Genomic DNA, 12,809 nt, shown 5'->3' with positions numbered 1-12,809 from the left:
AAGCAAAAAAAGGACAACCCTCCGATTATCCGAAAGAGTTGTCCTATTAAGCAACGAACTATTTATGGTATGGCAGCTGTCTGATATAGCTGTCCGACAGATGGAGCAACTTCAGCGAGCGTTCGAATTCTTCTTTGGTAGCTTGGGTCTTCTTCTCGTCCGAGTTCGAAAGCGGATGCTTGGTTCCATCCTCGAAGCCGATTCCCGGAATGTATAGGGTCGTATTGTTGATAAATGTACCGGAAGGAAGGTAGTATCGTTCCGGCAGCAAGTTATTATCAGTGTTGTTTAACAGATCCTGACCGAAATGAAGCTGATTGTCCATCGATACGCCGAGCAGGTTGGCCACCGTCGGCAGGAGGTCGATCTGCCCGCCGATTTGCTCCTTCACTTCCGGCTTAAGGCCTTCTCCATGGATCATAAGCGGGATATTGATCATATCTGCGGAGTTATAATCACGGCCGTAAATTTCATGCATCAGTTCTTTATCCTTGTTGTCCAAGGAATATATAGGAAGTCCAAGGTGGTCGCCGTAGAGAACAACCAGGCTGTTATCCCACACGCCGTCTTTCTTCAGCTGCTCAATGAACTTACCCAGCGCATCATCGGCGTAATTCTGCGAGCGGATGTAGTCGCCGACAAAGGTGCCTTCATATCGCTCCGGCAGCGTCATCCGATATTTATCTTCGGGAATCGTGAACGGATGGTGAGCCGACATGGAGATGACTTGGGTATAGAACGGTTTATCGGCATCGTCCATCTTCTTCAGCTCGGCCGATGTTTTGGAGTACAGGGCATCATCCGAGGCACCGAAGAACAGTTTATCTTCATCACCGAAGAACGCTTTATCGTAATAACGGTTGAACCCGAGGGCCTTGTACAGCTCTCCGCGGTTCCAGAATTCCACCACATTGGTGTGGAAAGTGGCTGTATCATAACCTTCCCCTTGCAGCAACCTCGGCAGGCTGGGTAGAACCCTGTCCGCATAATGCTGCGTTGCCGCTCCCCGCGGCGGAATGTAGAAGGACGTATTCACCACAAACTCGGCATCCGAGGTATTTCCTTGACCGACATTCTGGTAGAAGTTCGGGAAATATAAGCTCTCTTTAGCGAGTTTGTTCAAGTTTGGCGTAATTTCCTTGCCATCAATGTTCAAACCGATCAGGAAATTCTGGAAGGACTCCATCTGAATGATGATCAAGTTCTTCCCTTTGGCTGCGCCCGAGAGCACAGCTTCCTGATCAGACGCCCTGACACCCTTCAATTCGTTGACTTTATCCTGCGTGATGGCCTTGGCATCCACGAGCTCTTTGTTCTCCTGTTGGAAAATCGTATAAGCCTCATAATTAAGAATGCCCATCTCCTGCGCCTTCACGATTTCGTTCATGCTTGCGCGGTTCGGCATAATCTGGAATAGGCACAGCATTAAAGAGACGACAAAAACAATAGGAATGATTTTGCGCTTTTCTTTCTTGGCATGCCGAATCTTCCATTTTTTAACGCGATCACTGCGCCATAATAGAAAAAACATACCGATGATATCCGTAAAGATCAACAGATAGTAAGGGTCCATCAAGGAGAATACGCTATTGCTTACCGCGGTTACCTGGTTGACCTGCTCCAGCGCGTGATACGTAACAATAACACCGTAATATTTATAATACATAATGGCCGCAAAGAATATGGCGGTTAGCAATAAGTTAACACTCATATAGGCAGCGAGCTTTCGCTTGGAAGCGAACCATTCGATTAAGCTGAACACAAGCCAAATAAAAGGGATTTCCGTAATGAGCGGTTTCCATGGCATAACATCATCAAAAATGACCATCCAGGCCAGGTAGCTTTTGAGCATCATAATGACAGAGAAAAATATAAAAGGCTTCGTAATCGTTAACCGAAACCGCGAGGAGGAGAACACCTGTATCGCCATCCTTTCAATGCCGCCGTAACCCTATTTTCGAAAACTCCAGCGGCCACTCGTTATTTAAGAATCGATAGACGTTATTCTTACTGTTGATATACATTCTGTATACCATATATTTTACAAAATGAATGAACAGAACTAATTATGACCTCTTCGGAGGAGGTTGTCAAAGAGTTAAAGTAAGTCCATAAGCTTCTTATAACAACACAAAAAAGACAACGAAAAAACCGGCCATCACCGGTTTTGTCAGGGGCTTAGCAAATATTAATAAAGAAAAGACATGATCAGCGGTGCGGTTCCGAGGGTGAAGAGAGCAGCGACGATCATCGAAATGCTGGAGATCGTTCCCGAAAGGGAGCTGAATTCGAATGCCTTGGAGGTGCCGGTTCCATGGGCGCTGGTCCCAAACAGCACACCTCGTGCAATATCGCCCCGAATCCGGAAAATTCGCATGACCGCCGGTCCGATCATGGAGCCTAGAATCCCGGTCATAATAACGAAGACGGCGGTCATGTTCGGCACGCCCCCGATGACCTCGGAGACGTTCATGGCAATGGGCGTTGTTATGGAGCGCGGGACGAGACTGGTGGCCAGCGAGCTGTTCAGGTGCATCCATTTAGCAAGAACTGCAGAGGATAACATGGCCAGTACCGATCCGGTCAGCACGCTGAGCATAATTTCGGCCGCATGCTTTTTAAGAGTCTGGAAGTTTTTGTACAAAGGCACGGCAAAAGCGATTGTAGCCGGTCCAAGCAGCTTGCTGATCCACTGCGCTCCTTCATTGTATGATTCATAGGATACCCCTGTTTGTGTCAATATCACAACAATCAGTACCGGGGTGATCAGGAGCGGCGATAAATAGACCTTTGGCAGGCGGCGATACAGTCTTTTGGTCCCCCCATAAATTCCGATCGTCAATAATAAGCCGAGAATGACGGTCAGCAGGATGTTCATGGTGTTTTACGCTCCTTTCTGGATGAGATGAAGCCGGCAGTCAGTCCAGAGCTGACCATCACAATGACGGTGCTGAACAAAACCACGGCCAGAATCTGGAGTCCTTCGGCCTCCAGCATCGGGAAATATTTCATAATGCCGACCGCTGCAGGGATGAAGAACAGCAGCAATTCGGCGAGCAGCCAATTGGCGCCAAGCTCAATCCACTCCAGGCGTAGGACTTTGGTTTCGAGAAGTATAAACAACACAACGATTCCGAGAATGCTGCCCGGAATCCCTATATTCAGCCAAGCGGCCAGTTGATCCATCCCTAAGGAAAGAAGCATGAAACCGGCCACTTGGAGTGTTCCTTTCAACATGTTGATCATGACCGGACTCCTTTATTTTCATTGTTAATGAAATTTTACAACGATAATTTTCATAGGTAAAATGCATATATCGAATGAGATGCATTCCATTTATCTATACATAGAAGAAACCGGAGGGAATATCGGATGGACATACGGCACCTGGAGTATTTTCTTGAGGTAGCGAGGAACCAAAGCTTCACCAAAGCCGCCGAGAAGCTGTATATTACGCAGCCAACGATTAGCAAAACGATTCGCAACATGGAGGACGAGTGGGGCGTAACCTTGTTCTACCGGCAGGGCAAGCGGATTGAGCTGACGGATGCTGGTCATATCATGTATCAGCAGGCGCAGCAGATGGTGGATTCCTTTCAGCGGGTATCGGCCGAGCTGGAGGATCTCATGAACCTAAAGCGCGGCCATCTCCGGATCGGGCTTCCACCTATGGTAGGCTCAAGCTTTTTCCCTGAGGTGATCGGGCAGTTCCACCGGGACTATCCGAGGATTACCATTCAGCTGATTGAGGATGGCGCCAAGAAGGTCGAAGCGGATGTGGAAAGCGGTCAAACCGATATCGGAGTCGCGGTGCTGCCTGTCAATGAAGATGTATTTCACTATTATTCCTTTGTGAAAGAGAAGCTGAATCTGCTGGTCCATCCGTCCCATCGGCTGGCAGGCAGAGATCATGTACACCTGAACGAGCTAGCCGACGAGGCATTTGTATTGTTTCGAGAGGACTTTACGCTGCATGACCGGATCATCCGCGAATGCGTCAGCGCGGGCTTCGAGCCAAGGGTGGTCTATGAAAGCTCGCAGTGGGACCTCATCAGTGGCATGGTGGCCGCCAATTTGGGCATCGCTCTGCTCCCGGAGACAATCTGTAAGGAAATCGATTCCTCGCGCGTGACGATACTGCCGCTGGACAATCCGTCCATTCCCTGGCAGCTCGGAATGATCTGGAGGAAGGACCGGTATCTGTCCTTTGCCGTCAGGGAATGGATCAGCTTTACCCGCGCCCTATTGGGTGAGCAGGATTAAGTTTGTTTCAAAATTAAGGGGCATTTCATACATTTTCACGCCTTGGACATAATATCCATAATAAGAGAACCATTTTACAAGCCTTATATCCAAGGAGGAATGACATTCGTGAGTGGCCAGGAACATGATGGTAATAATGGAACGAACCCAGGTCGGGAAGGCTTTGCCCAGAACCGCGGCGAGACGGAGCGGGAGGATACGCTAACTAATCGTCAGGGACATCCTATTTCGGATAATCAGAATGTGAGAACGGTAGGGAATCGGGGTCCGATGACCCTGGAAAATTATCATTATCTGGAGAAGATCACGCACTTTGACCGGGAACGCATTCCGGAGCGCGTCGTGCATGCACGGGGTGCTGGAGCTCACGGTTACTTCGAAGCATACGGGAAAGTAGGCGATGAGCCTGTTTCGAAGTATACTCGGGCCAAGCTGTTTCAGGTTGAAGGCAAGCGTACACCGGTGTTTGTCCGGTTCTCAACCGTTATTCATGGTTCCGGCTCACCTGAAACGCTTCGGGATCCGCGTGGATTTGCCGTGAAATTCTACACCGAAGAGGGCAACTGGGATTTGGTTGGCAATAACCTGAAAATATTTTTTATCCGCGATCCGCTCAAGTTTCCGGACATGGTTCATGCGTTCAAGCCGGATCCAGTATCCAACGTTCCGGGTCCAGTCGGCATGTTCGACTTTGTATCCCGTTCCCCGGAAGCGACGCATATGATCACGTTTGTCTTCTCCCCATGGGGCATTCCGGCTAACTACCGCCAAATGCAGGGCTCAGGTGTGAATACATACAAATGGGTCAATGCAGATGGCCATAGTGTGCTGATCAAATACCATTGGGAGCCGCTCAAGCAAGGCATTAAGAACCTCACGCAGGAAGAAGCAAAAAAGATCCAGGCCATGAATGACAGCCACGCAACACAGGATTTATATGAGGCCATTGAACGCGGGGATTATCCGGAATGGGAGCTATGCGTTCAGATTATGAGCGATGATGAGCATCCGGAGCTGGAATTCGATCCGCTTGATGCAACCAAGCTGTGGCCGGCAGATCAATTTCCGTTCCTGAAGGTGGGCAAAATGGTGTTGGACCGCAATCCGGAGAACTACTATAACGAAGTGGAGCAAGCGGCCTTTGGCACGGGCGTGCTGGTGGATGGACTCGATTTCTCGGACGACAAGATGCTCCAAGGTCGCACATTTTCTTACTCGGATACCCAGCGTCATCGGGTGGGCACCAACTATCTGCAGCTGCCGATCAATGCGCCGAAGAAGCGGGTCGCTACCAACCAGCGCGGCGGGCAGATGTCTTATTACGTGGATAAGGCACCAGGGCAAAGCCCGCATGTGGATTACGAGCCTTCCATGACCGATGGTCTGGTGGAAGCCTCGCAGACGGCGAAGCCTCATCAGCCCCATTATGATGCCAACCTCGTCCGGCAGAAGCTGGACCGTACGCTGGACTTCAAGCAGGCCGGGGATACGTACAGAGCCTTTGAGGATTGGGAGCGAAACGACTTGATTAGCAATCTGGTGGGTGCGCTCATCCAATGTGATATCCGGATTCAAGACAAGATGGTGGAATATTTTACGAATGCGGATGAGGAATATGGACGCCGCGTACGAGAAGGACTCGAGCAGGCCAGAAAGGGCTCGAACGAGCCCGACCGGGAGCAGGCGGTTGAGGATGCTAACCGTATGGGCCATGAGGCGGATCCTTACTAAAATCTGCTAAGCCGGAAGCGATCTTCAGGTTATCTTTTGCAATGGCAATTGAGCAGCCGCCTGCACAGTGATAGATGTGCAGGCGGCTGTATTATTTGAGGTTGTAAAATATTTGCGGAATGTTAAGATGTTGCAAGGAATCAAAGCGATACATATCGAATCAACATAGAACCATGGGAAGAGGAGGCGTGCTTTATGGCAATACAAGCGGGAATCATCGGCTACGGCCTGTCCGGGTCGGTGTTTCATGCACCTATCCTGAGAAGCGTGCCGGATTACATAGTCCACACGGTTGTGTCATCAGATCCGGACAAGGTTTACAAGGATTTGCCTGATACGGCGGTTGTCGATAGTGTGGATGAGCTTTTGTCTAATCCGGATATTGATGTTGTCATCATTACGAGTCCGAATGCAACGCATTACGAATATACCCGGTTAGCCATCGAGGCCGGTAAGCATGTGGTCGTCGAGAAGCCGTTTACCGTAACATCCGCAGAAGCGGACCAGTTGATTGATCTGGCCAAACAGAAGGGAGTACTTCTGACGGTATATCACAACCGCCGCTGGGACAATGACTTTCTGACTGTCCGCAACCTGCTGGAGACGGGAGCGCTCGGGAAGCTATCCATTTATCAGTCGCAGTTCAGCCGTTACCGTCCGGAAGTGCAATCGGAGCGGTGGAGGGAACAGGGGATTCCCGGGTCCGGCATCCTGTACGATTTGGGTTCGCATCTGCTTGATCAGGCGCTGTTCCTGTTCGGTCTGCCGGAGACGCTATGGGCGGATTTGAGAACGGAGCGCAACGGGTCCAAAACCCATGATTATTTTCATCTGGTGCTGGGTTACAAAACGTTTCGCGTTATTCTGCATTCCGGCTCGCTGGTCCGGCAAGCCGGCCCGAAATTCGAGCTGCACGGGGATAAAGGAAGCTTCCTGAAATATGGAACAGACCCTCAGGAAAGCCAGCTGAAGCAGGGAATGCACCCGGGGGATGCGGGCTGGGGTGAAGACCAGCCGGACCAGTACGGGGAGCTTGCTACTGAGCTGAGCGGACTGGCGGTTCAGGGTGAGATTGAGACGCTGCCGGGACGTTATCAGGCCTTTTATCAGGGTTTGGCTGAAGCGATTCTTAAGGATGGCCCGTTACCCGTTCAGCCTGAAGAAGCCCGTAATGTCATCCGTATGATTGAGTATGCACTGCAAAGTCATCAGAAAGGCCGATTGATCAAGATCACGTGAAACTCTGCTATATCCGGTGACAGGGTCCTCTTTGGCTAGCACATAGTTTGCTCCGATTTGTGGGATATTAGGTGATGCAACCCTTGTACGTCTTTCATGAGGGGAATCAATCCATATCACAACAAAGAAGGAGAGAACGGATATGAAGAAACGCGATATCCTTCGGCCGGCCTTTGCGCTTCTGATGAGTTTGGCGGTGATGCTGTCCATATCGGGAGCGGCTTTGGCAGTAGGAAGCGGTCCGTTTCATTTTGGATTCAAAAAAAGCGTCAATGGCCAGCTGCCTTCCATCAATGAGGAGGGTTTTAAGGAGCTTCTGCAAAAATACGGCGCGATCTTCATGGGCGATGCCGAGCAGAAGGAGCTTTATCTTACGTTTGATAACGGATACGAGAACGGATATACCTCCCGTATCCTGGATACGCTCAAAGAGAAGAAGGTGCCTGCCACCTTTTTCGTGACCGGACATTACGTAAAGACACAGGAAGATCTGCTGAAGCGGATGACGGCTGAGGGACATATTATCGGCAACCATTCCTGGAATCATCCGGATGTGACCACGATCTCGGCAGAGAAGCTGACCGAGGAACTGGAGCGGGTGAAGAAGGAGGTTATGCGCATAACCGGCCAGCCGGATATGAAATATTTGCGTACACCGCGCGGCATTTTCGATGAGCGGTCGCTGGCGACCAGCAAGCTGCTGGGTTATACCAATGTCTTCTGGTCGCTCGCGTATATGGATTGGGACGTGAAGTCCCAGCGCGGTGCGCAGTATGCTTATGATAAGGTAACCGCACAGCTCCACCCGGGCGCTGTGATTCTGCTGCACTCGATTTCCAAGGACAACACCGAGGCGCTTGGGCGGATCATTGAGGAAGCCAGGAACCGGGGGTACGAGTTCAAGAGTTTGGATCAGATGCAGAAGAAAGCCCCGTAAATATTTGTTGCATACAGCGTGCAGAACGCTATCCTGTCAGGATGCCGTCTGCACGCTTTTTGTTGGCGAATGAAGATGGATGCTTCGCTTTCAGGAACGAATGTTTGGTATAATACCCTTCATAGAACATGAACGAAGGAGACCATCATGCCTCATACTATCCAAATATCCGTCAGGCCGCTGGTGGAATATGTCTTTCGCAGCGGCAGCATTACCTCGGGTTTTCGCACGGCGACATCCCTTACCGAGGGGACCCGTGCGCATCAACAGGTACAGCGCGACTATGGTGAGAACGATCAGAAGGAAGTTCAGCTTGAAGTGGAGATTCCTTACGAGGATCTTCTGTTTGTGGTGGAAGGCCGCTGCGACGGTCTGATTCAAGAGGAAGAGCGGATGATGATTGACGAGATTAAGTCGACCTCCGGCGATTTAGGCGAGATTACGGAGCACACGTACCCGGTTCATTGGGCGCAGGCCCAAATGTATGCCTATATGTACGCGAAGCAGCATGAGATTCCGAAGATGGCAGTGCGATTAACCTACTTCCAAGTCCCGAGTGGAGAGCGTAAGCAGTTCGTACAGGAATGGAGCTGTGCACAGCTGGAATCCTTCGTATTGGAGGTCGTGGCGGCTTATGCGCCTTATGCCAATCTGCTGCGGGAGCATGGCGAGCGGAGGGATCGAAGCATCCGCGAATTGAAGTTTCCGTTTCCCGCCTACCGCGAGGGACAGCGAAAGTTGGCAGGAGCCGTTTATAAGAGCATCGGGGAAGGACGGAAATTGTTTGCCAAAGCGCCAACGGGCATAGGGAAAACGATATCCACGCTGTTTCCTTCGGTTAAAGCGATCGGTGAAGGCCTGTTGTCGCGGATTTTTTATCTGACTGCCAAGACGATCACCCGAACGACCGCGGAGGAAGCCATGGCGCGCATGGAGCGTCAAGGACTCTGCATGCACACGGTCACGCTGACGGCGAAGGACAAGATTTGTTTTCGTGAAGCTGAGGGCTGCGGGCAGATGGGCTGTGTGTTCTCGGAGGGCTACTATGACCGGATTAATGGCGCCATACTGGATTTGCTCTCGAATGAAACGTTGATCACGAGGCCCGTTATTGAAGAGTACGCCCGGAAGCATACGGTGTGTCCGTTTGAGTTCTCGCTGGATGCCGCGTATGCAGCTGATGCCGTCATCTGCGATTACAACTATGTGTTTGACCCGCGTGTATCCTTCAAGCGGATGCCGGAGGACGTGAAGAAGCGCAGTGTGCTGCTCATTGATGAGGCACACAATCTGGTGGACCGGGCGCGGGGAATGTTCTCGGCCGAGCTGAATAAATCGGCTTTTCTGGAACTGCAACGAGCTTACAAAGAGAGCAATCCCGCGCTTTACAACGCCGCGAAGCGGGTGAATAACCGATTTAAAGTGCTGCGCAAGGTCAGTGAGGAGGAAGAGCGGATTGTCGGGTCCCAGCAGCCGGAGATGATGGTGGAGCTGCTGGAGGATTTTTCGCTCCAGGCAGAGGCCGAACTGATGACTGGCAAGAGCGGGGATGAGGCGGATGCGCTCCTGGAGTGCTATTTTGCCGTGCAGGGGTATCTGCGCATCTCCAAGCTGTATGACGACCGCTTTGTCACGTATGCGGAGATGAGTCAGAGCGAGGTGTTTCTCAAGCTGTTTTGTCTGGACCCCTCTTATTTGCTCCAGCAAGCGGGAAAAAACTACCGATCCAGCGTATTTTTCTCGGCAACTCTCATGCCGCTCGGGTATTACCGCGATATGCTGGGAGCAGAGGAAGAGGACTACAGCCTCTCGATTCCCTCTCCCTTCTCTTCCGAGCAATTGGATGTTCGAATTTTGCCGTTATCGACGCGCTTCAAGGATCGGGAGCGAAATAGCGAAGCCATCGTCCGGATGCTGAGTGCGCTGGTTCAGGAAAAGCCGGTGAATACCCTGATGTTCCTGCCGTCCTATCCCTACATGCAGGATATCCATGAGGCGTTTGCCAGAATGAACCCGGGAGCGCGTACCTTGCTTCAGGGGCATGGGATGAGTGAGGAGGAGCGGGAGGCATTCCTGGATGCCTTCCAGGCGGATGCGGAGGATCCGCTGATCGGCTTTGCCGTAATGGGCGGTATTTTCTCCGAGGGCATTGATTTGAAGGGAGAACGGCTGTCGAGTGTCGTGGTCATCGGCGTAGGATTGCCGCAGCTATCATTCGAGAATGATATCATCAAGGATTATTTCGATCGTACCGGCAAGCGGGGATACGATTATGCCTACGTGTACCCGGGCATGAACAAAGTGCTGCAGGCCGGAGGACGCTTGATCCGCTCAGAGCAGGACAGCGGGACACTGACGCTGGTGGATGACCGCTTTTTGAATCGCCAGTACGGAATGCTGCTGCCTGAGGAGTGGAGGCACTACAGGCGAATCTAATTTTTGCATGAGATGTTGACACCTGGAAATATGACCCCTATAATACGAATATATTAATTTAGCTGAAGGAGGCTGATGTCAAATGGTTATGATGCATAGTGGATGGGTCGCATTGACGTTGGTCTCTTTGGACGGGAAATTCTAATGGTATAGGGGTATAAGGCATGTAAACATACTTGTCTTTTACTCCATACTCAAGAACCCGCAGGAGACCGTGCTTGGTATCCTGCGGGTTTTTTGTGTCTATTTAAGGGCTTGGTATGACCTTTAACGGCTTGAATGTAGGCTGTATGGGGGTTGATGCCTTCTTCTTGCATAGATTCAGATCAGCCGCGGATACAAATCTGCGGTTTTTTTGTGTTTGATAACAACCAATCCAATAACGATAAGGGGATATAACGAATTTGACTAAACAAGACATGACTACGCTACAAGCATATGGATGGAATGAACATTGGAGTTTGATGGCTGAGCAGATCCTGCAGCAGGATAAAGCGCTGGCACCGGCACGTATTACAGCCCAATTCTCGAAGCAATACCGCATTATTACGCAAGAGGGAGAGCAGTCCGCGATTGTCACGGGCAAATACGAATACGAAGCAGCCAGCAAAAGCGACTTTCCCGCTGTTGGCGATTGGGTCATGGTGGAACCGCTGCAAGGGGAATCCCGTGCCGTCATTCATAAGCTGCTCCCCCGCCAATCTGCTGTGACGCGCAAGGAAGCAGGAAGCGTGCCGGATGAGCAGATCATTGCCGCGAACATGGATACCGTGTTTATCATTAACGCACTCAACAAGGATTTTAGTGTTCGCCGGATTGAACGCTATCTGATTGCGGTCTGGGAGAGCGGAGCCGCACCGGTCGTGCTGCTTACCAAGGCGGATCTATGTGAATCGCCGGAAGATTATGTCGCGCAGGTAGAGGCTGTTGCACCGGGCGTGCCGGTTCATGCGGTGAGCTCCTTGATGGATCAAGGAAAGAAGCAGCTGCAGCCGTATCTGATACAGGGGAAGACGATTGCCATTACGGGTACCTCCGGGGCCGGTAAATCCACCCTCCTGAACTGGCTGTCCGGCCAGGAGCTGCAGCGGGTTCAGGGGATACGCGAGGAGGACGCAAGGGGACGGCATACCACGACGCACCGGGAGCTTTTCGTGCTGCCGGGAGGCGCGATTATGGTGGATACGCCAGGCATGCGGGAGCTGCAGCTGTGGGATTCGGAAGAAGGGTTCGAGGCAACCTTTGCGGATGTTTCGGCGCTGGTGCAGCAGTGCCGGTTCCAGGATTGCCGCCATGAGACGGAGGCCGGCTGTGCGGTTCAGGAAGCGCTGCAGGACGGAACGCTGGATGCGAAACGATATGCGAACTACAAGAAGACGGAGCGGGAGCTCGCCTATATTGCCAGTAAGGAGAGGGTCAGCACCCGCCGCCAGAATAAGAGCTCAGGCAAGTCCTCGCGGAAGAGCGAGAGAGACCGCAAAGGGAACTACCAGCAGCTTTTGTACGATGACGAATAATGGATGTTATTGAGAGGTCCGGAGTCGATTTGACTTCGGTCTTCTTCGGGTATATAGTTAGGAAACCAAATAAATTGGCAGACTATCTATTTGCTTAAGTAGTTGCAGAAAAGAGGTGGACCATGGAAGAGAATATACATCCAGATTTACCTAAAGGGAACAACGGGAAAGAGGAAAAAGATTCGCGGGAAGGGCTGTGCATGAAGGCTGGCCGGCGAGAAGATAGCGTAGCCGGCAGGCTCTTGTACAGCATTCGCATGTTCCATAAGCAGGAATGGGATCGGCACTTGATTTCCGGCTATACGCCCGGCGAGATTCGCGTTCTGATGGGACTTAAACATCATATCGTGCCTGACGGTCCTGGCATGAAAGTGTCCGAAATCAGCAGCATGATGAATGTTACGTCACCGACGATCACTCAATTTATTAACGCTCTGGAGAGCAAAGGTCTGGTTGAACGGGTGATGGATGTACAGGATCGACGTGCGGTTCGTGTGCAGCTTACGGAGGAAGGGAATCGCGTTGTCCAAGAAACCTATCAGAACGTCAGAAACAACTTTAACGAGCTGGTGGAATTTTTAGGAGAAGAGGACAGCGTCAAACTGACGGAGCTGTTAACGAAGGTGTATCATTTTCACGAGCAAAAGCACAAAACGAACGAAACAACTTCAGACAATGAGTAGGGG

Annotated in this window: 9 protein-coding genes and 1 pseudogene; 7 read left to right on the top strand and 3 right to left on the bottom strand. The window is 51.2% G+C overall.

Annotation, left to right across the window (positions count from 1 at the left end):
- Positions 1–58: 58 nt before the first annotated feature.
- From MHH48_RS32970 to MHH48_RS32960, 3 genes are all read right to left on the bottom strand, one after another.
- A complete protein-coding gene (locus MHH48_RS32970; RefSeq protein ID WP_076323892.1) occupies positions 59–1,918 on the bottom strand; it encodes an LTA synthase family protein in 1,860 nt (619 codons plus the stop codon).
- A gap of 270 nt (positions 1,919–2,188) precedes the next feature.
- A complete protein-coding gene (locus tag MHH48_RS32965) occupies positions 2,189–2,878 on the bottom strand; it encodes a CidB/LrgB family autolysis modulator (protein WP_076323893.1) in 690 nt (229 codons plus the stop codon).
- A complete protein-coding gene (locus MHH48_RS32960) occupies positions 2,875–3,246 on the bottom strand; it encodes a CidA/LrgA family holin-like protein (RefSeq protein WP_076323894.1) in 372 nt (123 codons plus the stop codon). Before MHH48_RS32960 ends, MHH48_RS32965 begins: the two co-directional genes overlap by 4 nt.
- A gap of 126 nt (positions 3,247–3,372) precedes the next feature.
- Between MHH48_RS32960 and MHH48_RS32955 the strand changes: the two genes are divergently transcribed.
- From MHH48_RS32955 to MHH48_RS32925, 7 genes and pseudogenes are all read left to right on the top strand, one after another.
- Positions 3,373–4,263: a LysR family transcriptional regulator gene (locus MHH48_RS32955; protein WP_076323895.1), complete on the top strand. Its 891-nt coding sequence runs from the start codon at positions 3,373–3,375 to the stop codon at positions 4,261–4,263.
- A 192-nt stretch (positions 4,264–4,455) separates the two neighbouring features.
- A pseudogene (locus MHH48_RS32950) lies at positions 4,456–5,994 on the top strand (catalase); the annotation flags it as partial.
- 195 nt (positions 5,995–6,189) lie between these two features.
- The gene (locus MHH48_RS32945) at positions 6,190–7,233 is read left to right on the top strand and encodes an oxidoreductase (RefSeq protein WP_076323897.1); all 1,044 of its coding nucleotides are present in this window, start codon (positions 6,190–6,192) and stop codon (positions 7,231–7,233) included.
- A 142-nt stretch (positions 7,234–7,375) separates the two neighbouring features.
- A complete protein-coding gene (gene pdaA, locus MHH48_RS32940) occupies positions 7,376–8,170 on the top strand; it encodes a delta-lactam-biosynthetic de-N-acetylase (protein ID WP_076323898.1) in 795 nt (264 codons plus the stop codon).
- A gap of 147 nt (positions 8,171–8,317) precedes the next feature.
- On the top strand, positions 8,318–10,606 hold the full coding sequence (locus tag MHH48_RS32935) for an ATP-dependent DNA helicase (protein ID WP_076323899.1): 2,289 nt from the start codon (positions 8,318–8,320) through the stop codon (positions 10,604–10,606).
- Between the two features lie 404 nt (positions 10,607–11,010).
- On the top strand, positions 11,011–12,123 hold the full coding sequence (rsgA, locus tag MHH48_RS32930) for a ribosome small subunit-dependent GTPase A (RefSeq protein ID WP_076323900.1): 1,113 nt from the start codon (positions 11,011–11,013) through the stop codon (positions 12,121–12,123).
- Positions 12,124–12,245: 122 nt separating this feature from the next.
- Positions 12,246–12,806 (top strand): MarR family transcriptional regulator, encoded by a 561-nt coding sequence (locus MHH48_RS32925; protein ID WP_076323901.1) that lies wholly within the window; start codon positions 12,246–12,248, stop codon positions 12,804–12,806.
- Positions 12,807–12,809 lie beyond the last annotated feature (3 nt).

This window comes from Paenibacillus sp. FSL F4-0100 (assembly GCF_037993005.1).
Classification (GTDB): domain Bacteria; phylum Bacillota; class Bacilli; order Paenibacillales; family Paenibacillaceae; genus Paenibacillus_AQ.
This window is presented reverse-complemented; position numbering and strand designations above follow the sequence as displayed.

Coding starts and splice junctions, on each gene's coding strand:
- MHH48_RS32965 (WP_076323893.1), bottom strand. CDS start 2,878: ATGAACATCCTGCTGACCGTCATTCTCGGCTTATTATTGACGATCGGA.
- MHH48_RS32960 (WP_076323894.1), bottom strand. CDS start 3,246: ATGATCAACATGTTGAAAGGAACACTCCAAGTGGCCGGTTTCATGCTT.
- MHH48_RS32955 (WP_076323895.1), top strand. CDS start 3,373: ATGGACATACGGCACCTGGAGTATTTTCTTGAGGTAGCGAGGAACCAA.
- MHH48_RS32945 (WP_076323897.1), top strand. CDS start 6,190: ATGGCAATACAAGCGGGAATCATCGGCTACGGCCTGTCCGGGTCGGTG.
- pdaA (WP_076323898.1), top strand. CDS start 7,376: ATGAAGAAACGCGATATCCTTCGGCCGGCCTTTGCGCTTCTGATGAGT.
- MHH48_RS32935 (WP_076323899.1), top strand. CDS start 8,318: ATGCCTCATACTATCCAAATATCCGTCAGGCCGCTGGTGGAATATGTC.
- MHH48_RS32925 (WP_076323901.1), top strand. CDS start 12,246: ATGGAAGAGAATATACATCCAGATTTACCTAAAGGGAACAACGGGAAA.